Below are 23,118 nucleotides of genomic sequence, written 5' to 3' on the forward strand. Positions count from 1 at the left end.
CGGAGCCGGCTTCGCCGGAGCGGGTGCCGCAGGCGCGGCAGGGGCCGGGGCGGCCGCACGAGGTGCGGGCGCGGACGGCTTCATGGGCGCCGAGGGCGCCGGGGTGGGGGCGGCAGCTGCCGCCGATGTCTTGCCGCCGTTGGAGGCGCCTTCCCGGGGGAAGGTCTCCATGATCTTGCGGACGACTGGGGGCTCGATGGTCGACGACGCCGACCGGACGAACTCTCCCTGGCTCTTCAAGTGTGCGAGCAGAACCTTGCTCTCGACTCCGAGCTCCTTCGCGAGCTCGTAGACCCGGACCTTAGCCACATCTCTCCTGTCTTGGTCCGGCCTGACAGGGGTGGCCGAACCGTCGTTAATGCTGGGGCTTGCTCATCGCTGAGTACTCATCGGGTGCTCATAGCGTTTTCAACCCGCCTTGTGGTTCGTTTGACTGTTGTGGTTCGTGCGCTGTCGGACGACAGCCCACCGTGGAGCACTACGCGTGCTGGACACCGAGCTGTCGTGCCACCGCGCTCACGTCGACCGCGGCCTGCAGGCGCAGGGCACGAGCGAACGCCTTGCGGCGCACTGCCAGCTCGAAACAATCGGGACTGGGGTGCAACCATGCACCACGCCCCGGCATCCGGTGTCTCGGGTCGGGGTGGATCGGGATCGGGCCGTGCTGGTCCGCATCCCTTCCGTCCGTCGCCGCGACCACTCGCAGCAGGGCCGACCAGCTATCCGATCCTCGGCATCCCACACAGGTGCGGGATGGCTCAGCGCGGAGTCCAGTCCGGTCGGCCACAGACAAGTCTACCGCGCCCACGACGTCCCACGAGCCAATGGGTCCCCCGCATTCCCGCCGGGGACCCATTGGACCGGTGCTCAGGTCGCGTCCCCTCCGGCTCGGCTGTCGGCCCCGGGAGCGCCGGCAGCCTCCGTGTCGGGACGGATGTCGATGCGCCAGCCCGTCAGCTTGGCGGCGAGGCGGGCGTTCTGGCCTTCCTTGCCGATGGCGAGGCTCAGCTGGTAGTCGGGGACGATCACCCTCGCGGTCCGGGTGGCCGCATCGACGATCTCCACCGACTGGACCCGGGCGGGCGACAGGGCCGCGGCCACGAAGACGGCAGGGTCGTCGGAGTAGTCGACGATGTCGATCTTCTCGCCGCGCAGCTCCGTCATGACGGCGCGCACCCGGGCGCCCATCGGGCCGATGCACGCGCCCTTCGCGTTGACGCCGGGGACCTTGGAGTGCACCGCGATCTTGGTGCGGTGACCGGCCTCGCGGGCCAGGGCGGCGATCTCGACCGTCCCGTCGGCGATCTCCGGGACCTCGAACTTGAACAGGGTCCGAACGAGGTTGGGATGCGTGCGCGACAGCCCGACCTGGGGGCCCTTGGGTCCCCGCTTGACGCTCACGACGAAGCAGCGCAACCGCTCGCCGTGGACGTAGCGCTCGCCCGGCACCTGCTCGGCGAGGGGCAGGATCCCCTCGACCGTGCCGAAGTCGACGAGGACGTTTCGGGGGTCCTGGCTCTGCTGGATGATGCCGGAGATGACATCGCCCTCGCGGCCCTTGAAGTCCCCGAGGATCGCCTCGTCCTCGAGGTCGCGCAGGCGCTGGACGATGACCTGCCGGGCGGTCGAGGCCGCGATCCGGCCGAACCCCTCGGGCGTGTCGTCGAACTCCGGCCCAGGCTCTCCACGCTGGGGGCGCTCACCCTCCTCCGCGGGGAGCAGCTCGCCCTCCTCGCGCGCCCACACCACGACATGTCCGGTCTTGCGGTCGAGCTCGACGCGCGCGATGCGCTGGCTGCCCTCGGTGCGGTGGTAGGCGACGAGCAGGGCCTGCTCGATGGCGGGGATGAGCACCTCGAGACTGATGTCACGTTCCCGCTCGAGGGCTCGCAGTGCTGCCAGGTCGATGTCCATCAGTCTTCCTCCTCCGGACCGGACAGGTCGCCGTCCGGTTCTGCATCAGTGCTGTCTGGGGTGACGCCGGCCCGCGTGAACTCGACCTGGACGATGCCGCGCTCAATCGCAGACAGGTCCAGGGAGACGGTGCGTGCCGCCGTCTTCTTCGTGGCGGGGACCTCGAGGACAAGGGCGTCGGCCCCGACCTCCACGAGCCGTCCGGTCTCGGTGCCGTCGGCGTGCCGGACCTCGACGAGGCGACCGACCTGACGCCGGAAGTGCTCACGCGTGACGAGCGCCCGCCCGACGCCCGGCGAGGAGACCTCGAGGACGTAGGCGGCGGGTCCCATGACGTCCGACTCGTCGAGCGCGTCGCTGACGGCGCGAGTCGCATCGGCCACGGTGTCGAGGGAGAGGGGCGCGACCGGGCTCGTGGTGTCGGACGGCTCGAGGACGCCGAGGTCGCTGTCGACGAGGACCCGGACGAGTCGTCGCTTGCCGGCTGGTGACACGGAGACGTCCTCGACCACCAGCCCGAGAGGCACGAGAGCGGGTTCGATCGCCCCTCTGATCTGCTGGGCCGTGCTCATCGCCGACGCCTCCTGCTCTTCTCGAATGGCCGGGGTCCCTCGCCCGATCGGCACGGTCCCGCGTGGCACCACTCTAACGGGGCGGGCGGGTCACTGCGGACGCCTCGGGCCGTGCGAAGATCTGGCCATGGACGGCGACACCCAGGGGCTCGCGGGACGGGTGTCGGCGGCTCTGGGCCAGACGCCCCGCCGCGTCGTGCTCACCGGCCTCGGTGCGGCGGCCCTCGCGGTCCTCGTCGACCGGGGCCTGCGACTCGACCTCCCGCAGCCGACCCCGCCGGTGCCGACGCGACGGCTCGCCACGGACGAGCGCATCCTGCTGCCCGTCATCGCCGAGCTGCGCGAGCTGGTGGCCGCCGACCACGCCGTCGCGGCGGGGCGCCCCAAGACCTCCGTGCCGGCGAGGCTCGAGCGGGTCCAGGCGGAGCAGCTGCACGTGCTCACCGGCCGGCTCACCAACCAGGGAGTGCCCACCGAGGTCATCGACGCCGCGACGCCGCGCCCCGCCACGCCGTCGTCGGGCAGGACCGGTGCGTCGGCCACGGCGTCGACACCGAGCTCGACGAAGCCGGCCCCGTCGAGCTCCCCACCACCCCGGACGACGGGTGAGCTCGCCCGTCGCCTCGACACCCTCACCACGGCGGACTGGAGGGCGGCCGCCCTCGCGACGCCACCGACCCGCGGACTGCTGTCAGCGGCATACGGGGTCCGTCTGGCGGGGGTGCTCCTGCTCGGTCGCGAGGTCCCGCTCGACGCCACCGCGAGCCTCGCCCGGCCTGCGATGGCGGCGGCGACGCTGCCGCTCGTCTACGCGTTCGAGGTGGTCGCGGCGCAGTCGACCGGGGGCCAGCGCACCGCGGCGACGACGACCCTCGAGTCCCTGCGCACGCTCGCCCGAGCGGTCTCGGGACCGGGCACGGCCGACCCGGGGGGCTGGGCCCTGCCCTATCCCGTCACGTCCCCGGCCGACGCCCGACGCCTCGCGACCGACGTCCTGCGCACCGCCGTCGCCTCGCACGTCGACGTCGCCGGCCCGCGTCCGAGCGCGGGCACCCTCGAGGACGTCGTGCGCTGGAGCGCCCATATCCAGGCGCTCGCGACCGAGTGGCGCGTCCCGCTCACTCCGTTCCCGGGAGCGGAGGCGTAGGTGCAGGACCTCATCCCCGCCCACTTCGCGCACGCCGTCTCGGCCTACCCGCCCGAAGGCCACGTCTCGGGCGAGGACTGGATCGCGACCCTGCCCGGCCTGCTGACCGACCTGCTCGACGAGTGGGAGCTCGAGCCCGTCGAGCGGAGCATGTGGGGCACCTGCTCGGTGGCGGTGCCGGTCCGGCGCCTCGGTCGACCGGCGGACGAGACCGAGCCCGTCGACGCGGTGCTCAAGGTCACGTGGCCGCACCTCGAGGCCGCGACGGAGAGCCTCGCCCTGCAGACCTGGAACGGCCACGGCGCGGTGCGCCTGATCCGTGCCGACCCCGGCCGGTTCGCCATCCTGCTCGAGCGCCTCGAGACCCGCGACCTGACCGGCGTCGACATCGACGAGGCCTGCGAGGTCATCGGCGACCTGCTGGCCACCCTGCGGCGCCCGGCCCACCCTCGGGTCCCCTCCCTCGCCACCTGGGCCACGCTCAAGGCGACCCAGCTGCACGACGCTCCCCCGGTGATCCCCCGGCGCTACCTCGACCAGGCCTCCGCCCTCGCTCGTGAGCTCGTCGCACGGCCGCCCGCCGAGGAGCGACTGCTCCACACCGACCTCCACTACGAGAACGTCCTCGCTGCGCGCCGTGCCCCCTGGCTCGCCATCGACCCCAAGCCGATGGCCGGCGACGTCGCCTTCGAGGTCGCGCCCCTGCTCTGGAACCGGGCGGACGAGCTCGGCACCGGCCCCCAGATCCGATGGTCGCTCCGACGGCGGCTCGAGATCGTCTGCGAACGCGCGGGCATCGACGAGGGCCGCGCCCGGGCGTGGACGATCGTCCGCGAGGCGGTCAACGCGCTGTGGCTCGCTGACGACCCGAGCGCACGCGACCGCATCAGCCTCGCGGTCATGATCATCAAGGCCATGAACGACTGATTGCCACGCGGCACCCCTTGATGCGGGTTCGGGCGCCCTCCTCCTGGCTCGGGATCAAATCGTTTCGATAAACCCCCGTGCCACCCGTACCCTTGTCTGGCGCCCGGCGCCGTCAGCGCGCCCCACCCTCTCGTCCCGAAAGGCACTCGCATGCCTGGCCTCGCCATGCCCTCCACCCGAACGGAGCAATCGACCACGCCGTCGCCGGCTCGGGAGATCGCGCGCATCGCCGTCCCGGTGAGCATGGAGTTCGTCCTCATGCTCGTGCTCAACTTCGTCAACCAGATCGTCGTCGGCGGCCTCGGTGCGACGGCCATCGCGGCCGTCGGCTTCTCCAACAGCCTCACCTTCATCCTCGCCGTCACGCTGGGCTGTATCGGGACGTCGGTCAGCATCCTCGTCGCCCGCGCCCACGGCGCCGGTCGGCGGGGCGACCTCGACCACACGGTCACGGCGGCGGTCCTCGTCGCACTCGCCGTCGGCGGCGTCGTGTCGGTCGTGCCGTGGTTCCTTGCGGACCACCTCCTCGGCGCGGTAGGGGCGTCCCCGTCCGTCGCGGCCGCCGGGACCGACTACTTCCGGCTCACCGTCCTCGCGACCCTGCCGGTCATGCTGAGCGCCATCCTGTCCGGCGTCCTGCGCTCGGTCGGGCGGCCGACGAGCCCGATGATCGCGACGATGGTCACCGTCGTCGCCAACTCGGTCATCGCCTACTCCCTCGTCGTCGGCGTGGGCCCGCTCCCCTCGCTCGGCGTGGCCGGTGCGGGCTGGGCCACGCTCGTGACGGCCGTCGCGAAGACCGGCATCCTCCTCGTCATGGCCTACGGCCGCTCGGGTGTCATCGGCTGGAGCCTGCCCGACACGCGCGCCCAATGGCGTGCCGTCGTCGTCCCGCTCTTCGTCCTGGCGCTGCCGCTCGGCGTCACCGAGCTCTTCTGGACGGTCGGCACGTTCCTCTACAACGTCGTCTTCCAGCAGCTCGGCGACCGGGCGCTCGCCGCGGCGCAGATCGTCACGACCCTCGAGGGGGTGTTCGTCGTCGGGAGCATCGGGCTCATGAGCGCGACGACGACGCTCGTCGGCCGCTCGATCGGGCGCGGAGACGTCGGCGACGCCGTCGCGTGGGTGCGCCGCCTCACCAGGGCGGGCATCGGTACGGCCGTCGTCTTCGGCGTCCTGTTCGCCGCCTCGGTGCTCCTCCTCGACACGCTCTTCGGCGAGGCGGGGCGCGAGGTCCGCACGATGGCGGGCGTCGGCATCCTCCTCAACGCCCTGTTCCAGGTCGTCAAGGTGCGAAACATGATCATCGGCGCCGGCGTCCTGCCGAGCGCCAACGACGTCCGCGGCGTCATCATCGGCGACGTCGTCGGGGCCTTCGGCGTCGGTCTCCCGCTCGCCGTCCTCCTCGGGTTGCACACGCCGCTCGGGTTCGTCGGGGTCGTCCTCGCCCGCATCGTGGAGGAGCTCGTCAAGCTCGCGGTGTTCACGTGGCGGGCCCGGCGGGTCAGCTGGGACCGGCTCGTCGTCGCCGCCTGACACGCCCCCCGCCGGTCCGGCGGACCGGCGGGGTGCCGGCGTGGTCGGTGGTCGACGGAGACGCCGGGGCGGATGGGGCTGCCGAACCGACGTCGCGGGCGGGCAGTTCCAGCACCGCGCCGACGTCGGGGCCGTCCGGGAACACGGCCGTGTAGGCGTACCGCTCGCAGAGCGCCGGGTCGCCCCACCGGGCGGTGCGCGGGGTCCGGTAGTTGAACCACAGGGTCGGGCCGGGCGGGGCGTGGAGCACGACCCGGGCGATGGCGGCGTCGTCGGGGTGGTGGAAGGTGTCGCCGTTGGTCGACACGAGGTAGTGCCGGGCTGGCGCAGCGGCGATCATCGACTGGACCACGTTGCTCTTGCTCCCGTGGTGCGGGAGCTTGAACGCATCGACGGTGAGTGTCTGGCTCCCACGTGCGGTGGCCAGGGCCTTGAGCGCCGCGCCGAGCACGTCGCCGTAGGCGTCGGCGCCGAGGACGAGGCTCGCGCCCCGGTGCTCGACGAGCAGGGCGATGCTGCTGCCGTTGGGGACGGAGGAGTCCGTAGGGGCCTTCTCGGCAGCCAGCGCCGCGAGGTCGGTGAGCGGGCCGGGCACGTCCGGCTCGAGCTCGCGCTCCGCGCCGTGCTGGGTCTGCGCGATCACCGCGGCCCATTGGGCGGCGAGGATGGTCAGTCGCTGGTTCGTCGGTGACAGGACGGTGATGTGCGGACCGTCCGGGATGGGCACGTCGATGACGCCGGCCGGGTTGCCGGTGTCGATCGGCCCTCCGCGGAAGGCGGTGTTCCACGGCCGCGGCTGCCCTCCGGAGGGCGCGAGCAGGGCCGAGACGACGTCCTCACCCTGGTCGATGCTCCGGGTCGCGTCCGTCCCCGGCAGGTGCGTGCGCCCGTTGAACCAGAAGTCGCCGACGAGGCCGGCGTAGTCACTCCCGAGGAAGGGTTCCATGCCACCGATGTGGTCGTTGTCGACGTGGGTCACGACGGCGACGTCGATGGCCCGGTCGTCGGCCTGGAGCCGGTCGAGCCGCTGTTTGAGAAGCGGCCACGTGTCGGGAGGCCCGCCGTCGACGAGCATCCGCCACGGGCGACCGTTCTCGCGGAGGCACTCGACGAGCAGGCAGTCCCCGAGACGGGCCGGGAGGACCTCGATGCGGATGGCTGTCGTCACTGCGTGCCTCCTGTTTCACTGGGCTGCGCGACTGCTCTGGGCCCCAGCGCCAACGTACGCTCGTCAGGGTGGCGCCGCAGCGGTTCCACAGCTCTGGTCGAGGAAGGAGCTCACGGTGGCCAACCGCCTGGCGGACGCGACCTCGCCCTACCTGCTCCAGCACCGCGACAACCCCGTGCACTGGCAGGAGTGGGGCGAGACCGCCTTTGCGGAGGCGCGTGAGCGCAACGTCCCGGTCCTGCTCTCGGTGGGCTACGCCGCCTGCCACTGGTGCCACGTCATGGCGCACGAGTCGTTCGAGGACGAGACCGTCGCCACCGTTCTCAACGAGCGCTTCGTCTCCGTGAAGGTCGACCGCGAGGAGCGGCCCGACGTCGACGCGGTCTACATGTCCGCCGTGACGGCGACGACCGGCCACGGGGGTTGGCCCATGACCGTCTTCCTCACTCCCGAGGGTGAGCCCTTCTTCTGCGGGACGTACTTCCCCCGCGACCACTTCCTCCGCGTCCTGAGCGCCCTGGACGAGGCGTGGCGGACCCGGGAGGCGGACGTCCGGGCCTCCGGGGCACACATCGCGACGACCCTCGCCGGCGCGCTCGCGCCACCCAGCCCGTATGCCGCCGGGCCGGCCGATCTCGACCGCGCCGTCGCGCTCCTGTCGGCGCAGTTCGACCGGAGGGCCGGGGGCTTCGGCGGCGCGCCGAAGTTCCCGCCGTCGATGGTGCTCGAGTTCCTCCTGCGCCACCACGCGCGGACCGGAGCCGACGCGTCCCTCGACATGGCCGGCCGGACCCTCGAGGCGATGGCCCGGAGCGGGATGTACGACCAGCTCGGGGGTGGTTTCGCGCGCTACGCCGTCGACGCCGGGTGGGTCGTGCCGCACTTCGAGAAGATGCTCTACGACAACGCCCAGCTGCTCAGGGTCTACGCACACTGGTGGCGCCTCGACCGGAATCCTCTGGCGGAGAAGGTGGTTCGCGAGACCGCGAGCTTCATCCTCGGAGACCTCGGCACCCCGGAGGGCGGCTTCGCGTCGTCGCTCGACGCCGACGCCGACGGCGTGGAGGGCGCCACGTACGTCTGGACGCCCGAGCAGCTCGTCCGGGTCCTCGGGGCCGACGACGGCAGCCGGGCGGCCGGGCTCTTCTCGGTCACGTCGGGTGGCACGTTCGAGCACGGGTCCTCGACCCTGCAGCGCCAGGTCGACCCCGACGACCCCGCCTGGTTCGACAGCGTGCGGGCCCGGCTCCTCGATGCCCGCCGGGCCCGCCCCCAGCCCGCGAGGGACGACAAGGTCGTGACGGCCTGGAACGGCCTGGCCGTTGCGGCCCTCGCAGACGCCGGCGCCCTCCTCGGGGAGCCAGGCTGGGTGGCGGCCGCATCCCGGTGCGCGCGGTTCGTCCTCGACGTGCATGCCGGAGACGGGCCGCTGCGCCGCGCCTCGCGCAAAGGGCAGGTCGGGGCCGCCCTCGGTCTCGCGGACGACCACGGCGACCTCGCCGAGGGCTTCCTCGCCCTCCACCAGGCGACCGGCGATGCGGCCTGGCTCGAGGCGGCCCGCCGACTCCTCCGCGACACGGTCGCACGGTTCGGCGCCGACGACGGAGGCTTCCACGACACCGCCGACGACGCCGAGTCGCTCTACCTGCGCCCCCGCAGCGCGGCCGACAACGCGGAGCCGTCCGGGCAGTCCGCCCTCGCCGGGGCGTTCGTCACCCTGGGCGCCCTCACGGACTCGACGGAGGCACTGGAGACCGGGCGCCTGGCGACCGAGGCCGGGTGCGGGCTGGCCCTGCGCGAGCCGCGCTTCGGGGGGTGGACGCTCGCCGTCGCCGAGGCCCTCGTGGCCGGGCCCGTGCAGGTCGCCGTCGTCGGAGAAGGCCACCGGGCCGCAGCCCTCGCGCGGGAGGCTCGACGGTCAACGAGTCCCGGGGCGGTGGTCGTCCAGGGGGTGCCTGACGCGCAGGGCGTCCCGCTGCTCGCGGACCGCCCTCTCGTGGAAGGCGCCCCAGCGGCATACGTGTGTCGCGGCTTCGTCTGCGACGCCCCGGTCACGAGCCCCGACGAGCTGCGCGAACGGCTGGCGGTGACTCAGCCCCCGGCCCAGCCGTCGGGGGGTCAGAGCTCCGTCGACAGGTAGTCGGGCGCGTACCGCGAGAAGGCGTCGCGGGTGTCGGCGTCACCGACGAAGAGGGCGGTGGCCCAGATGTCGGCCCAGACGAGCTCTGGACCCGTCACGGTGACCGAGCCCGACCGCGAGACCATCTCCCTCGTCCTCGGGTCGTAGAGGTGCGCGCCGCGGGCGGCCGTGCCCGACGTCGCCACCGCCCCCTCGGTCAGCTCGAGCGTGCTCGCGATGCGGGTCCGGTCGCGAGGGTCCTCGATGCCGACCCGCCAGCTGATCGAACCGGGGCCGGTGCGCGGCAGGTCCGCGTGCGCCCCCACGAGCAGGTCTCCTCCGGCGTTGATGCAGTAGGAGAGGCCCGGAAGACCGGTGAGACGGCGGGCCGCGAGGTCCACGGCCCAGCCCTTGACGAGCCCGGTCGGGTCGAACGCGAGGTCACCGGTTGCCGTCGGCAGCAGCGTGGTGAACGCGCCGCGCGTCACCCGCTCCGCCTCCTCCCCGATGGCGAGCGCCTCGCGCACGAGCGGGCTGCAGTCCTCGATGGCCACCTCCTCGCGTCGCAGGCGGAGGAGCTGGGAGTCCTCCTTGTAGGTCGAGAAGATCGAGTCCATCTCCCGGAGGGTCGCGAAGGCGTCGGCCACGGCGCGTGCGGTCGCCTCACCCTCGACCCCCTGTCCCCGCAGGTGGATGCTGATCGGCATGCCCATCACCTGCTCGACCCACGCCTTGCGCTCCGGAGCCACAGTCATGGTGCTCATCATCCCCGCTCCCTCTCAGAGGTTGGCCTTGTCGATGGCGGACTGGAGGGACTGCGTGTAGCCCTCCCACGTGTACGTCGCGCCCGACACGACGTCGATCTGGGCGGACTGGGCGTCGACGGTCTCGGTGTTGTAGACGGGGACGGCCTGCGAGTTGATCATCTGGTCGCGGCGGTCCTGGTCGGGCACCTGCAGGGCGTCGGCGGCGGTGATCTTCCCGCCGGCGACGGTGATCTGGACCTGGACGACGCCGTAGCGGGTCATGACCTCGTCACCCGCGACCGTCTTGGAGCTCGATCCCGAGCCGGACGAACCGGAGCCCGACGAGCCCGAGGTGCCCGAGGTGTTGCCCGAGTTCGACGTCCCCGATGAGCTCGACGAGCTCGACGAGCTCGACGAGGACGAGCCAGACCGCGTCGTCGACGACCCCGATCGGGTCTCGGCGGTCGCGACGACGGTCGACGAGGTGGACGTGTGGTAGCTGAAGAGCAGGACGAGCACGGTCAGGGTGCTCATGGCCCAGAGGACGATGCGGCGCATGGGGGTCTCGTTTCGGTCTGGTCTGGTCTGGGTCGGTCGTTCTCGCTGGTCAGTAGCTGAAGCGCTCGTGGTGGATCGAGGTGCTCGGCACGCCCACCTCCTTCGCGGCCGCGATGACGGTGTCCATCCACGCGGGGTTGCCACAGATGTAGACGTCGCGATCGGCGATGTCGGGGACGATCCGGGTCAGGGCCTCGCCGTCGCCGAGCCGGCTCGCCTCGGCCGGCAGCCAGCTGGCCCGGTCGCGCTGCCGATGCCCGACGACGGCGACGACCCGCGCGCCCTTGGCCCGGGCCAGGTCGAGCAGCTCGGCCGCGAGGACGACGTCGGCCTGGCTCCCGACCCGGTAGATGACGACCGTCGCGTCGGGTCCCGCCGGGAGCTCCTCGAGGAGCGCACGCATCGGGGTGATGCCGATGCCGGCGGCGATGAGGACCTGCTTGTCGCGGGTGCGCACCCCGGCGTGGAGCCGGCCGTAGGGCCCTTCGACGAGCACCTTGGTCCCCCGGCGGAGGGCGGCGAGGCGGGCGCTCGCGTCACCGACGTGCTCGGCCGTGATCCGCAGCGACCGCCCGTCTGGCGCGGCCGAGAGGGAGTACGGGTGGGCCCGGCTCCAGCCGGGGCCGTCGAGGAAGCGCCACTGGAAGAACTGGCCCGCCCGGGCAGGCAGGCGGTCGAGGCGACGCCCTGTCATGACGATGGACGTGACCGTCGGCGACTCGGCGACGACCTCCGAGACGACGAGCCGGTGGCGCAGGGAACGCACGAGCGGCAGGACCACGCGAAAGGCGATGACGCTTCCGAGGGCGGCGGCATACAGGCCCCACCAGAAGACGGTGGCCGTGACGCTCGAGCGGAAGTCCGCGCCGGTCCAGAGCTGGTGCGGCAGCGCGAGGCCGGCGCCGAGGTAGGCGTAGAGGTGGAGCAGGTGCCAGCTCTCATAGCGAAGCCGGGCGCGCGCCTTGCGGACCGAGGTGACGACGACCAGGACGAGCGCGACCGTTCCCGCGAGCGCGAGGAGCATGCCCGGCGAGTGGAGGACCTGGTCGATGAAGGTGGCGACGAAGCCGAGGTCGGTCCCGGCGCTGTACCCGAGCACCGTGAGGACGATGTGAGCGAGCATGAGGTTGAAGGACGTGAACCCGACGAGGCGGTGGACCCGGGCGAGCTCGTCCTGTCCCCACGCCTGCTCGACGAACGGGATGCGGGCCATGAGCAGGACCTGGAGGAGCAGGAGCACGGAGGCGACGAGCCCGGTGAGCCTGCCGAGGTTGATCAGCGCCTCACCCAGCGAACCGAAGGCGGTCAGGCCACCGCCGGCCACCCAGAGCGCGACGACGAAGAGGACGGACAGCCAGGCGAGCACGGCCGAGGCGTCCCGCCACCAGAGCGGCACCGGGCCCCCGGGGCGGCGGCGCAGGCCGGCGGCTGCGGGCGCGGCGGTCAGCCGGCGGTCTTCACTGCCTTCGGGGACGGTGACTGCGCTCATGGGACGAGCCTTGTGGCCGTCCCTGTGGGTCACCTGTGCGGTCGGGATGGCATGGGTGTGAGGCCGACGTCGCCCTCAGGTCACGTCCACCAGCCGAGCAGGCTGCCCCCGATGCGCACGATGAAGGCCGAGACGATGAGGACGAAGATCGCCCGGACGAAGCCGCTCCCCTTCGCGACGGCGGTGCGGGCTCCGACGTAGCCGCCGGCGAGGTTGGCGCCCGCGATGACGAGGCCGACCTTGAGGATCACGAGGCCCATCGGGGCGAAGACCGTCAGGGCGCCGAGGTTCGTGGCGAAGTTGGCGATCTTGGCCTTGGCGCTCGCCTCGAGGAACGCGTAGCCGAGCAGGCCCACGAGGGCGAATACGAGGAAGGAGCCGGTGCCGGGACCGAGCGCCCCGTCGTAGACGCCAATGACGAGACCCGTCAGCATCGCGAGCACGACGTGGCGCGGGCCGTGGAAGCGACGGATCGACTCCCGGCCGAGGTCGGGCTTGAAGAGCGTGTAGGCGCCGACCGCGACGAGGAGCACGAGGATGATCGGGTTGAACGCCGACTTGGGGATGTGCAGGCCGATGAGGGCTCCACCGACGGCCCCGACGTAGGCGACGGCCGCCATGGGGAGGGCGGTGCGAAGGTCCGGGCGGACGCGGCGGTAGTACGTGACCGAGCTCGTGGCGGTGCCGAAGATCGATCCGAACTTGTTCGTCGCGAGCAGCTGTGCCGGCGACGCGCCCGGCAGGGCGAGGAGCAGGGCGGGCAGCTGCACGAGCCCTCCCCCGCCGACGACCGCGTCGATCCAGCCGGCCGCGAATGCCGCGAGCCCGAGCATGGCGAGCGTCGCGAGGGTCGGGTCGGTCACCGGGCGGTGCCGTTCCACCCCGCGACGATGGCCGCGATGTCGAGCAGCTCGTGGGCGACCGCATCGGGGGTCGCCTCGTGCGAGACCTGCTGGTCCTCGGGGATGTCGGAGTGCGGGATCCAGATCGCACGCATGCCGACCTGCTGCGGCCCGTGGACGTCCTCGTAGGAGCGGTCCCCGACGTAGGCGCACTCCCCCGGCTCGAGCCCGAGCACCTCCGCGGCGTGCGCGAAGATCTCGGCGCGGGGCTTCACCCAGGGCGTCTCGCTCGAGTAGACGTCACCGTCGATGAGCTCGAGCACGCCGTCGCGCTCGAAGATCTGCCGGTGGTAGTCGCGGTCCCAGATCGTGTTGGAGAGGATGCCGACGCGGATGCCGCGGTCGCGCAACGTCTCCCACAGGGGCCCGACCGCGGGGTGGGTGAAGGTGTGCGGCTCCCAGAACTCGCGGTATGCCGCGAGGCCGGCTTCGGTGCGCGCGTCCCCGTGCGGGAGCCCGACCGACTCGAGGATCTCGTGGAGCCGCGCGCTGCCGCCCGCGGTCCGCCCGTGGCGCCAGGCCGCGTCCTCGGCCGCGAAGATCGCCGCGGCGAGGTCGTCGCGGGCACACGCGATGGTGCCCGCGCCGTCGGCGAAGGCCGTCCACTGAGCGCGCAGGTCGACCGTGTGCCACGGCGTGATCGTGCCGCCCCAGTCGAAGATGACGCCTCGAACCGCAGCGCTCACGAGCCCCGCACCTCGGCCACGACGGCGTCGACGACCTCGCCGACGGCGACCTCTCGGCGTGCGCCGCTCCGGCGGTCCTTGACCTCGACGACGCCACTGGCCAGCCCACGTCCGACGACGACGATCGTCGGGACGCCGATGAGCTCGGAGTCCTTGAACTTGACGCCGGGGCTGACGCCCTTGCGGTCGTCGACGAGGACGGACAGGCCCTGCGCCTCGAGGTTGCGGGCGATCTCCTCGGCCGCCACGAAGACGGGCTCGTCCTTGCCGGTCGCGACGATGTGCACGTCGACGGGACTCAGCTCGCGCGGCCAGATCAGGCCGAGCTCGTCGTGGTTGCCCTCGGCGACGCAGGCCACGGCCCGCGAGACGCCGACGCCGTAGGACCCCATGACAACGGTGACGAGCTTGCCGTTCTGGTCGAGGACCTTGAGGTCGAGCGCCTCGGCGTACTTCGTGCCGAGCTGGAAGACGTGGCCCATCTCGATGCCGCGCGCGGTCTCGAGGGGGTGCTCGCAGTTGGGGCACTGGTCGCCGACGCGGACCTCCGCCGCCTCGATGGTGCCGTCGGCCGTGAAGTCGCGTCCGGCGACGAGGTCGACGACATGCCGTCCGGGCTCGTTGGCGCCGGTGACCCAGCGGGTTCCCTCGGCGACGCGCGGGTCGAGCAGGTAGCGGATGCCGGTCGTGCCCTCGGTGCCGAGCGCGCCGGGCCCGATGTAGCCCTTGACGAGGCCCGGGTGCTCGGCGAACGCCTTCTCGTCGAAGGCCTCGACCTCGGCCGGCTCGACCTGGGCGCCGAGGCGCTTCTCGTCGACCTCGCGGTCGCCGGGGAGGCCGATGGCGAGGGGCTCACGCCGACCGTCGGGGTGGACGAGCATGACGACGACGTTCTTCAGCGTGTCGCCCGCGACCCACGGGCGGTCCTCGCGGGGGAAGTGGGTGTTGAGGTGGTCGACGAGCGTCTCGATCGTGGGCGTCGCCGGGGTGTCCTCGACGTGCGCGGCGGGCAGGCCGTCGAACGCGACGGGGCTGGGAGTGGGCACGCGCACGGCCTCGACGTTGGCGGCATACCCGCAGCTCGTGCAGCGCACGTAGGTGTCCTCGCCGACCTCGGCGGTGGCGAGGAACTCCTCGCTCTTGCTGCCGCCCATGGCCCCGGCCATCGCCTCGACGATGACGTAGTGGAAGCCGAGCCGGTCGAAGATCCGGACGTAGGCGTCACGGTGGAGCTGGTAGCTCTTGTCGAGCCCGGCCTCGTCGACGTCGAAGGAGTAGCTGTCCTTCATGACGAACTCGCGGCCGCGGAGCACGCCGGCGCGGGGGCGCGCCTCGTCGCGGAACTTCGTCTGGATCTGGTAGATCGAGAGCGGGAGGTCCTTGTAGGAGCTGAAGAGGTCCTTGACCGCGAGGGTGAACATCTCCTCGTGGGTCGGGCCGAGCAGGTGGTCGGCGCCCTTGCGGTCCTGGACGCGGAAGATGTTGTCGCCGTACTCCGTCCAGCGGCCGGTCGCCTCGAAGGGCTCCTTCGGCAGGAGCGCGGGGAAGAGCAGCTCCTGGGCGCCGATCGCATCCATCTCCTCGCGGACGATCCGCTCGACGTTGCGCAGCACCCGCAGGCCGAGCGGCAGCCACGTGTAGACGCCGGGGCTGACGCGGCGGACGTAGCCGGCACGCACGAGCAGCCTGTGGCTCGGGACCTCTGCGTCCGCCGGGTCCTCACGAAGCGTTCGCAGGAACAGGGACGACATGTGCAGGGCCACCGGGACTCCTTCGGGTGTGGTGTTGAACCCCGGAAGGATATCGGCCGTATGCCGCTCGCCTCCTCCCCATTCACGGCCGGGAGCGGGGCCCGGTCGGGACGCCGGTCGGGACGCCGGTCGGGACGCCGGTGGGGACGGGTTCGACCCGATTCGTCGTGTGCGTGGGCAGGCGCTTGACGGATCGGGTGCCACGGTGTTCAGTACCCCTGCCGTGCGACAACGATGTCATGTCGACCCAAGGATCGTTACTCCCTTGTGACGCACGCAGAGAAGGATCAGTCGCCGTCCACAGCGGCTTGCGCAAGAATCGATGCGGTGCCTCACGGGTGCCCCGCACGACCACAAAGGAGTGATGACGTCCGATGAGCGAAGCTGCAGGACACCACGGAGCGGCGCACCGCGCGGATGGCGCGAACCCCCCGTTCTCCGTCATCCTCGAGATGCGTGACATCACCAAGGAGTTCCCGGGCGTCAAGGCCCTCTCCAACGTCTCCATGACGGTGCGCCGCGGCGAGGTCCACGCGATCTGCGGCGAGAACGGCGCCGGGAAGTCCACCCTCATGAAGGTCCTCTCCGGCGTCTACCCGGCCGGCGACTACGAGGGCGAGATCCACTTCGAGGGCCAGCTCTGCGAGTTCCACAACATCCGCGACAGCGAGCACGCCGGCATCGTCATCATTCACCAGGAGCTCGCGCTCATCCCCGAGCTGTCGATTGCCGAGAACATCTTCCTCGGCAACGAGGAGGCCCGCGGCGGGGTCATCGACTGGATGGCGACACGCCAGCGGGCGAGCGAGCTGCTCGCCCGGGTCGGCCTCAAGGAGCTGCCCGACACGAAGATCAAGGACATCGGTGTCGGCAAGCAGCAGCTCGTCGAGATCGCCAAGGCCCTGTCCAAGGACGTCAAGCTGCTCATCCTCGACGAGCCGACGGCGGCTCTCAACGAGGGCGACTCCCAGCACCTGCTCGACCTCATCTCGGGCCTGCGCTCCAAGGGCGTCACCTGCATCATGATCAGCCACAAGCTCAACGAGATCGAGCAGATCGCGGACTCCATCACCATCATCCGCGACGGCCGGTCGATCGAGACCCTCCGTGTCAAGGAGGACGGCGTCGACGAGAACCGGATCATCCGCGGCATGGTCGGTCGCGACCTCGAGTCGCGCTTCCCCGACCACACCCCCGAGATCGGCGAGGTCTTCTTCGAGGTCCGCAACTGGACGGTCCGCCACCCGGCCGTCCCCGACCGTCTCGTGGCCAAGAACAGCAGCTTCTTCGTCCGGCGCGGCGAGATCGTCGGCTTCGCCGGCCTCATGGGCGCCGGGCGCACCGAGCTCATGCGCAGCCTCTTCGGCCGCTCCTACGGCACCTACGTCTCCGGGACGATCATCAAGGATGGCAAGGAGCTCCGACTGCGGAGCGTCGCCGACGCCATCGACCACGGCCTCGCCTATGTCACCGAGGACCGCAAGACCCTCGGGCTCAACCTCCTCGACGACATCAAGCGGACGACGGTGTCGGCGCGGCTCAAGCGGATCACCCGCGGCTTCGTCGTCGACGAGCGCGAGGAGTACAACTACGCCGAGTCCTACCGGAAGTCGTTGCGCACCAAGGCTCCCAGCGTCGACGAGGGCGTCGCCAAGCTCTCCGGTGGCAACCAGCAGAAGGTCGTCCTCGCCAAGTGGCTCTTCACCGAGCCCGACCTGCTCATCCTCGACGAGCCGACGCGAGGGATCGACGTGGGGGCCAAGTTCGAGATCTACGGGATCATCCAGAGCATGGCCGCCCAGGGCAAGGGCGTCGTCCTCGTCTCGTCGGAGCTCCCCGAGCTCATCGGCCTCTCCGACCGCATCTACACGATCAACGAGGGGGCGATCACCGGTGTCCTCGACAAGTCGCAGGCCGACCAGGAGTCGCTCATGCGTCTCATGACGCAGACCTCCTCCCGCGGGTCCGGTGCCGCACGCGCGAGCGCGTGAGCACAGGCCCAACCGTCCCCCCACCCATACACCAGACAGCCAGGACTGCACCCATGGACAAGGTCAAGAAGATCTTCGGTGGCGACACCCGACAACTCGGCATGATCTTCGCCCTCGTGGCCCTGATCATCTTCTTCCAGATCGCGACGGACGGGCTCACCCTGACCCCGGACAACGTCATCAACATCTTCCAGGGCAACTCGTACATCCTCGTGCTCGCCATCGGCATGGTGCTCGTCATCATCGCGGGGCACATCGACCTCTCGGTCGGCTCGGTCGCGGCGTTCGTCGGCATCTGCGTGGCCATCGCGATGCGTGACTGGAACCTCAGCTGGTGGGTCGGCATCCTGCTCGGCCTCGCCATCGGAGCCGTCGTCGGTGTCTGGCAGGGCTTCTGGACGGCGTATGTCGGCATCCCGGCCTTCATCGTCACCCTCTCGGGCATGCTCTTCTTCCGCGGCGCCAACCAGTTCGTCGGCAAGTCCAACACGGTCCCCGTCGACGCGGACTTCCAGCGCATCGGCGGCGGCTACCTGCCCGAGGTCGGGCCGGACACCGGCTACAACAACCTGACCCTGCTCATCGGTCTGCTCCTCGTCGTCGGGGTCGTCTTCGGGAGCCTGCGCAGCCGCCGCGCCCTCATCAAGCTGGGCGCCGAGGTCGAGGACGCCTGGATCATGTGGGTCCGCCTCGGCCTCATCTGCGCGGCCATCATCGGCGCGACGCTGCTCTTCGGCTCGGGCCGTCCCGGCACGTCCTTCCCGATCTCCGGGCTCATCCTCGCCGTGCTCGTCCTGGTCTACGGCTTCGTCTCCAACCGCACGGTCATCGGCCGCCACATCTACGCGGTCGGTGGCAACCGCCACGCGGCAGAGCTCTCCGGTGTGAAGAGCAAGAAGATCAACTTCCTCGTCATGATGAACATGTCGGTCCTCGCCGCGCTCGCGGGGATGATCTTCGTGGCCCGCTCGACGGCCTCCGGCCCGTTCGACGGCGTCGGCTGGGAGCTCGACGCCATCGCCGCCGTCTTCATCGGTGGCGCGGCCGTCACCGGTGGTGTCGGCACCGTCGTCGGCTCGATCGTCGGTGGTCTCGTCATGGCCGTCCTCAACAACGGCCTCCAGCTGCTCGGCATCGGCGCCGACGCCACCCAGATGATCAAGGGCCTCGTCCTGCTCATCGCGGTCGCCTTCGACGTCTACAACAAGTCGCAGGGACGTGCCTCGCTCATCGGCCTCATGATGAAGCGCCTCCGCGGCGGCACCACCGACGACGTGGAGCCGGAGCCGACGGCCGCGACCGAGACCACGCCGACGACCGAGACCATCCGTCAGAACATCTGACGCCATCAAAGACCCGAGCCGGGCATCCGCACGGCTCGCTGGGACCCGTGTCCTCCCAGGGACGCGATGAAAGGAAAGAGAGCACATGCGTACCTTCACCAAGGTGCTGGGCGTCACGACCGTGGCGGCCCTTGCTCTGGCCGGTTGCGGTCGGAGCAACGACACCGGTTCGACGCCCAGCGCGTCGGGCAGCGCTGCGGCCTCGGGCTTCCCGGCCGACGCGCTCATCGGCGTCGCCCTGCCGCAGAAGACCTCGGAGAACTGGGTCCTCGCCGAGGGCCTCTTCAAGGACGGCCTCGCGGCCGCGGGCTTCAAGTCGGACGTGCAGTTCGCCAACGGCGGCGTCTCCGAGCAGCAGAACCAGATCCAGGCCATGGTGACCAAGGGCGCCAAGGTCATCGTCGTCGGCGCCATCGACGGCTCGCAGCTCGGCACGCAGCTCAAGGCCGCCAAGGACGCGGGCGCAACGGTCATCGCCTACGACCGCCTGGTCAAGAACACCGACGCGGTCGACTACTACGTCGCCTACGACAACTTCAAGGTCGGCGAGCTGCAGGGTCAGGCCCTGCTCGACGGCATGGCCAAGAAGAAGGCGAACGGCCCGTACAACATCGAGCTCTTCGCGGGTTCGCCCGACGACGCCAACGCCCAGGTCTTCTTCGACGGCGCCATGAAGATCCTCAAGCCGAAGATCGACGACGGCACGCTCAAGGTCGTCTCGGGCCAGAAGGACTTCAACCAGGTCGTCACCCAGGGCTGGAAGGCGGAGAACGCCCAGAAGCGCATGGACACGCTCCTCGCCGCGCACTACACGAGCGCCCCGCTCGACGGCGTCCTGTCCCCCAACGACACGCTGGCGCGCGCGATCATCACGTCGGTCAAGGCTGCCGGCAAGCCGATCCCGATCGTCACCGGCCAGGACTCCGAGGTCGAGTCGGTCAAGTCGATCATGGCGGGTGAGCAGTACTCCACGATCAACAAGGACACCCGCAACCTCGTCAAGGAGACCATCGCGATGGTCACCGCCCTCCAGAAGGGCCAGACGCCGACGGTCAACGACACCAAGTCGTACAACAACGGTGTCAAGGTCGTCCCGGCCAACCTGCTCCCGCCGGTCATCGTGACCAAGGAGAACGCCGCGGAGGCCTACGCCAACGACCCGAACCTCGCACCGCTCACGAAGTGAGCTGAGGGCGCCGGTCGCCACGGCACAGCCACGAAGGCCCGTCCCCACTTGGGGACGGGCCTTCGTGCGTCGCCCGGGTGGGCACAGCGCTCGCGGTCGCGTGAGGCCTCTGGGACAGTGCTCGTATGCCGCCCAGCTCGCCGACCTTCGCCGTGACCTCCGAAGCCGCCGAGGCCAAGGCCTGGTTCGAGGACCTCATCGCCGCCGACCCCATGACGCTCAGCGTCGTCGCAAGCGTCACGGACTCCCTCGTGGCCGACCCGACCCGCTACGAGAACCCACGGTGGTGGGCGATGCGGGTCCATGGCGAGGTCGTCGCGGCCTTCATGCACACGCCGCCGCACCCGCTCCACGTGGGGCTGGCGACGACGGGCCAGGCCCGTCAGCTGGCGGCCGAGCTGGCCGGCGCCGGCGGCGTCCTCCCCGGTGCCAGCGGCGTTCGGGCGCCGGCCGAGGCGTTCGCGCAGGAGTGGGCCACCCGCACCGGCGCGCGCCTCGAGACGGTCATGGAGGTCGGGGCTTTCGACCTACCGGAGCGGCCGGTGCTGCCCTGGGTCGTGCCGGGACACTACCGCGTCGCGAGCGTCTCGGACCTCCCGCTCGTCGACCGCTGGGCGCAGGACTTCTCCGATGCCGTCGAGCGCCATCCCACACCCGCCCCGACGCTCGAGCCCGCGGTCGGGGCCGGGCGGGTCGGGCTGTGGGTCGACGGAGACCGACCGGTTTCGATGGCCTACTGCTCTGTGGTCAACGGCGGCGTCACCCGGGTCTCGGGCGTGTGGACGCCACCCGGGCACCGGGGCCGCGGCTACGCGAGTGGGGTCGTGGCGGCGCTGAGCGCCGAGCGGATGGATGCCGGAGAGCGGTGCATGCTCTACACCGACCTCGCCAACCCGACCTCCAACAAGATCTACCAGGCCCTGGGCTACCGCCGCATCGGCGACAACGTCAGCATCGCGTTCAGCGGATGACACCACCGGCTCGAAGGGCCGTGCGGATCATCGGCCACTGGAGCGGCAGCCGGGCGACCGTCGCCGCGAGGTAGCCCTGCCGGGCGCGATCGCCCGGATGCCTGTCGAGGCGGCCCTTGGCCCGCGCGGTCATCGTGACGTTCGCCGGGAAGACCGCCACGAGCAGGGCAGCCGAGGCGATTCCGGCCACTCGCCGGGTCCTCGGCACGAGCAGGCCCACCGCGCAGGCGAGCTCCGCGACTCCGGAGGCGTAGACCAGGGCGCGATGCGCCGGGAGGGCGCGCGGCATGATCGCCTCGAACGTCTGCGGGCGCAGCAGGTGCAGCGACCCCGACGCGACGAAGAGGCCGGCGAGCCCGAGCGCGTCCTTGGCCAGAGGAGCGGCGGCCGTGCTCGGGTGGTTCGTCATCCTCGCACCCTACGCGGGCGCGGCGGGCCGCAGTGCACCCGGACCCGTCACGCGGCGGGAGCCGATGGCCGCCTCAGAGCAGGATCGTCGAGAACGACCCGACCTCCCGGAAGCCGCAGTGCTCGTAGGTCGCGCGCGCAGCGACGTTGAAGTCGTTGACGTAGAGCGACACCTCGTCGGCGAGGCCGTCGAGGACGAGCTCGACGACAGCCGCCATGGAGGCGACGGCCCGCCCCTGGCCACGCAGCCGCGGGTGCAGCCACACCCCCTGGATCTGGGCGCAGCCGAGCGCGAGCGACCCGACGTCGGCCTTGAAGACGACCTCGCCGTCCTCGACCCGGACGAAGGTGTGCCCCTGTCGGACGAGCGCGGAGATCCCGGCGCGGTAGCCACGGTCGGAGCCGACGTACGGCGGGTAGCCGATCTCCTCGGTGAACATGTGCGCCGCCGCGGGCAGGATGATGTCGACCTCGTCGGGTCGCGCCGGTCGGACCGCCTCGTCGATGTCGAGACCGATACGCGACGGTCGCGTCGTCGTGGCCATGAGCGGCTGGCGGGTGCGCACAGCTCGGACCGGTCCCCAGGAGGGCCCGAGGCGCTGCCAGAGACCCGTGACCTGGTCGCTCGGCCCGAAGATCGAGGCGCACTGGCGACGCATCCGGGCGATCCGGGCGGCGACGGCGGCGACTCCCTCCTCGTCGAGCTCGACGGGGACGACGTTGGCGCTGACCCAGGCGAGGCCGGCCAGGTCTCCGTCGACCCAGTGGCCGAGGAGTGATCCGGGGGTGGCGCGGAGGGCACCTTCGACGATCCGGGCGGCGACGAAGGCGTTCGCGACCCGGTCGCGGGCGCAGCACTCCAGCGCGGCGTCGTGGTCTGCGGCTGTCAGGGGCCGGACCGGGGAGCGTTGGCGGAGCACCGTCCCAGCCTGCCGCCCTCGCGCCCGTGTGTCACGCCGACGCCACCTCACGGATCCGTCACGATGAGCAGGTGCACGCCGAGGAGCGGTCCCCCAAGGTGGTCCCGGTGGACGTGTGGCTGCGTCGCGTTGCCGACGTCGGCCCCGCCCCCGAGCTCCTCGACGAGCACGAGCGGCGGGTTCTCGCCGGCTTGGTGACGCACGCCGCCGCACGCTCGTATGCCGCCGGGCACGTCCTGCTCCGCCGTGCCGTGTCCGAGGCGGTCGGGGTGTCCCCCACCGCGCTCCGGTTCGACCGGACGTGCAGCGTCTGCGGCGCGCAGCACGGCCGCCCCGTCCTGCTCGACGACCCGGCGCTCCACCTCTCGCTCTCCCACGCCAGCGAGGCGATCGCGGTCGCGGTCAGTCACACGGCCCCGGTCGGCGTCGACATCGAGACGCACGCCGCCGTGGACTTCGAGGCCTTCGCCGAGTCCGCCCTGCACGAGGAGGAGCTCGAGCGTGTCGAGGACGGCCCCGCAGGCGGCCTCGCAGGCGGCCTCGAGGGTCGGCTCGCGCGGCGGGCCACCGCGTGGGTGCGCAAGGAGGCGACGCTCAAGGCTCTCGGGGTGGGCCTGCGTCTCGACGCAACGCGGTTTCCGGCCCCGCCGACCGGCGCTCGCGTTTGCGTCGCAGACCTGGGCGAGGTCGTCGTCGTCGACCTGCCCGTTCCCTGGCCTGGCCTGTCGGCGGCGCTGGCTGTGAGCGGCCCGTTCGATGTCATCGAGGTCCGGGCCCGCTGACC

Annotated in this window: 22 protein-coding genes; 9 read left to right on the forward strand and 13 right to left on the reverse strand. The window is 71.4% G+C overall.

What is annotated here, in order from left to right:
- From N865_RS17120 to N865_RS17135, 4 genes are all read right to left on the reverse strand, one after another.
- Positions 1–309, reverse strand: a 309-nt coding sequence (locus N865_RS17120) for a translation initiation factor IF-2 N-terminal domain-containing protein (protein ID WP_034808578.1), incomplete at its 3' end; no start/stop codon positions are given.
- 169 nt (positions 310–478) lie between these two features.
- Entirely contained in the window at positions 479–856 is a 378-nt protein-coding gene (locus N865_RS17125; protein WP_169735764.1) for a YlxR family protein, read from the reverse strand.
- 11 nt (positions 857–867) lie between these two features.
- Positions 868–1,914 (reverse strand): transcription termination factor NusA, encoded by a 1,047-nt coding sequence (nusA, locus tag N865_RS17130; protein ID WP_034808580.1) that lies wholly within the window; start codon positions 1,912–1,914, stop codon positions 868–870.
- Positions 1,914–2,486, reverse strand: a complete 573-nt coding sequence (locus tag N865_RS17135; protein ID WP_034808583.1) for a ribosome maturation factor RimP — start codon at positions 2,484–2,486, stop codon at positions 1,914–1,916. The genes nusA and N865_RS17135 overlap by 1 nt, the downstream gene beginning before the upstream one ends.
- Positions 2,487–2,613: 127 nt before the next feature.
- Here N865_RS17135 and N865_RS21955 point away from each other — a divergent pair, with 127 nt between their 5' ends.
- From N865_RS21955 to N865_RS17150, 3 genes are all read left to right on the forward strand, one after another.
- The gene (locus N865_RS21955) at positions 2,614–3,633 is read left to right on the forward strand and encodes a DUF4439 domain-containing protein (protein ID WP_051510864.1); all 1,020 of its coding nucleotides are present in this window, start codon (positions 2,614–2,616) and stop codon (positions 3,631–3,633) included.
- A complete protein-coding gene (locus N865_RS17145) occupies positions 3,634–4,560 on the forward strand; it encodes an aminoglycoside phosphotransferase family protein (RefSeq protein WP_034808585.1) in 927 nt (308 codons plus the stop codon).
- A gap of 150 nt (positions 4,561–4,710) precedes the next feature.
- Entirely contained in the window at positions 4,711–6,096 is a 1,386-nt protein-coding gene (locus N865_RS17150) for an MATE family efflux transporter (protein ID WP_245603820.1), read from the forward strand.
- On the opposite strand, the gene N865_RS17155 is transcribed toward N865_RS17150, so the two are convergent.
- Positions 6,065–7,264 carry an MBL fold metallo-hydrolase gene (locus N865_RS17155; protein WP_034808587.1) on the reverse strand — a complete coding sequence of 400 codons (1,200 nt, stop codon included), beginning with the start codon at positions 7,262–7,264 and terminating at the stop codon, positions 6,065–6,067. The two genes, N865_RS17150 and N865_RS17155, sit on opposite strands and share 32 nt — an antisense overlap.
- A gap of 115 nt (positions 7,265–7,379) precedes the next feature.
- On the opposite strand from N865_RS17155, the gene N865_RS17160 reads away from it, so the two are divergent.
- Positions 7,380–9,404: a thioredoxin domain-containing protein gene (locus tag N865_RS17160; protein ID WP_051510866.1), complete on the forward strand. Its 2,025-nt coding sequence runs from the start codon at positions 7,380–7,382 to the stop codon at positions 9,402–9,404.
- Here N865_RS17160 and N865_RS17165 read toward each other — a convergent pair.
- From N865_RS17165 to N865_RS17190, 6 genes are all read right to left on the reverse strand, one after another.
- Positions 9,383–10,138, reverse strand: coding sequence for an FAD:protein FMN transferase (locus tag N865_RS17165; RefSeq protein ID WP_245603821.1), 756 nt, complete (start codon positions 10,136–10,138; stop codon positions 9,383–9,385). The two genes, N865_RS17160 and N865_RS17165, sit on opposite strands and share 22 nt — an antisense overlap.
- A gap of 24 nt (positions 10,139–10,162) precedes the next feature.
- Entirely contained in the window at positions 10,163–10,687 is a 525-nt protein-coding gene (locus N865_RS17170; RefSeq protein ID WP_034808589.1) for an FMN-binding protein, read from the reverse strand.
- Positions 10,688–10,736: 49 nt separating this feature from the next.
- Positions 10,737–12,176 carry a ferredoxin reductase family protein gene (locus tag N865_RS17175; RefSeq protein WP_084328334.1) on the reverse strand — a complete coding sequence of 480 codons (1,440 nt, stop codon included), beginning with the start codon at positions 12,174–12,176 and terminating at the stop codon, positions 10,737–10,739.
- An 80-nt stretch (positions 12,177–12,256) separates the two neighbouring features.
- The gene (locus N865_RS17180) at positions 12,257–13,009 is read right to left on the reverse strand and encodes a TSUP family transporter (protein ID WP_157557755.1); all 753 of its coding nucleotides are present in this window, start codon (positions 13,007–13,009) and stop codon (positions 12,257–12,259) included.
- A 26-nt stretch (positions 13,010–13,035) separates the two neighbouring features.
- Positions 13,036–13,764 carry an HAD family hydrolase gene (locus N865_RS17185; RefSeq protein WP_034808591.1) on the reverse strand — a complete coding sequence of 243 codons (729 nt, stop codon included), beginning with the start codon at positions 13,762–13,764 and terminating at the stop codon, positions 13,036–13,038.
- Positions 13,761–15,527 carry a proline--tRNA ligase gene (locus tag N865_RS17190; RefSeq protein WP_034808593.1) on the reverse strand — a complete coding sequence of 589 codons (1,767 nt, stop codon included), beginning with the start codon at positions 15,525–15,527 and terminating at the stop codon, positions 13,761–13,763. Before N865_RS17190 ends, N865_RS17185 begins: the two co-directional genes overlap by 4 nt.
- Positions 15,528–15,967: 440 nt before the next feature.
- Between N865_RS17190 and mmsA the strand changes: the two genes are divergently transcribed.
- From mmsA to N865_RS17210, 4 genes are all read left to right on the forward strand, one after another.
- Positions 15,968–17,506 (forward strand): multiple monosaccharide ABC transporter ATP-binding protein, encoded by a 1,539-nt coding sequence (mmsA, locus tag N865_RS17195; protein WP_157557756.1) that lies wholly within the window; start codon positions 15,968–15,970, stop codon positions 17,504–17,506.
- A 53-nt stretch (positions 17,507–17,559) separates the two neighbouring features.
- The gene (gene mmsB / locus N865_RS17200) at positions 17,560–18,849 is read left to right on the forward strand and encodes a multiple monosaccharide ABC transporter permease (protein ID WP_034808597.1); all 1,290 of its coding nucleotides are present in this window, start codon (positions 17,560–17,562) and stop codon (positions 18,847–18,849) included.
- Positions 18,850–18,934: 85 nt separating this feature from the next.
- Complete coding sequence (locus N865_RS17205; RefSeq protein ID WP_034808599.1) at positions 18,935–20,035, forward strand: substrate-binding domain-containing protein; 1,101 nt, start codon at positions 18,935–18,937, stop codon at positions 20,033–20,035.
- Between the two features lie 125 nt (positions 20,036–20,160).
- A complete protein-coding gene (locus N865_RS17210; RefSeq protein ID WP_034808602.1) occupies positions 20,161–21,006 on the forward strand; it encodes a GNAT family N-acetyltransferase in 846 nt (281 codons plus the stop codon).
- On the opposite strand, the gene N865_RS17215 is transcribed toward N865_RS17210, so the two are convergent.
- Together N865_RS17215 and N865_RS17220 are read right to left on the reverse strand one after the other, a co-directional pair.
- Entirely contained in the window at positions 20,996–21,415 is a 420-nt protein-coding gene (locus N865_RS17215; RefSeq protein ID WP_051510868.1) for a DoxX family protein, read from the reverse strand. The genes N865_RS17210 and N865_RS17215 overlap by 11 nt on opposite strands.
- A gap of 73 nt (positions 21,416–21,488) precedes the next feature.
- The gene (locus N865_RS17220) at positions 21,489–22,334 is read right to left on the reverse strand and encodes a GNAT family N-acetyltransferase (protein WP_034808604.1); all 846 of its coding nucleotides are present in this window, start codon (positions 22,332–22,334) and stop codon (positions 21,489–21,491) included.
- Positions 22,335–22,405: 71 nt separating this feature from the next.
- On the opposite strand from N865_RS17220, the gene N865_RS21960 reads away from it, so the two are divergent.
- The gene (locus N865_RS21960; RefSeq protein ID WP_051510871.1) at positions 22,406–23,116 is read left to right on the forward strand and encodes a 4'-phosphopantetheinyl transferase family protein; all 711 of its coding nucleotides are present in this window, start codon (positions 22,406–22,408) and stop codon (positions 23,114–23,116) included.
- The last annotated feature ends 2 nt before the right edge of the window (positions 23,117–23,118 follow it).

It is taken from the genome of Intrasporangium oryzae NRRL B-24470 (assembly GCF_000576595.1).
Lineage (GTDB): Bacteria > Actinomycetota > Actinomycetes > Actinomycetales > Dermatophilaceae > Intrasporangium_C > Intrasporangium_C oryzae.